Annotated in this window: 1 pseudogene; it reads right to left on the bottom strand. The window is 40.4% G+C overall.

Going from position 1 to position 490, the window contains the following annotated elements:
* Positions 1–261 precede the first annotated feature (261 nt).
* Positions 262–490, bottom strand: a pseudogene (locus ACTHS3_RS16835) (pyrroline-5-carboxylate reductase); the annotation flags it as partial.

Genomic DNA, 490 nt, shown 5'->3' with positions numbered 1-490 from the left:
CCTAGAAAGTCCTTAAAAGTTGATGATTAGCCTTTTAAAGACTACTAACAGACGTGTCACAATGAAACTGAATCTAAACCACACTGTTTCAGGCTACCTGAAACAGTGCAGGCTGCCATTGATCTGATTTTTTGAATGCGTGCCTACGATGCTGCACCCCTATCCTGTTTTTCAGACGGTTTTTTTCATAACAAAGAGCGGTCAGTTTTTTAGGTATTTTTGTAAATCATCTTCAAAATCTGACCGCTTGTATTTTTAAGATTATTTTCCTTTCTTCTGATTCATCAACCAATCACGGGCAGGTTCAAGTAAATAGGCGTAATCAAATGAGTACATATGCTCTGCACCTTTGTGGGTTGAGTTTTCCGGAATTACGGTATTCGGCGTGAAACGGATAAAGTTGATATGTTTGCCTTGGTCGAGCATTTGTTGGACTTTTGCGTCTTGTTCGGTCTGCGGTAATTTGGCAGAGAACTCAGTTTCGGCGTAG

It is taken from the genome of Neisseria sp. P0009.S007 (assembly GCF_051962515.1).
This window is presented reverse-complemented; position numbering and strand designations above follow the sequence as displayed.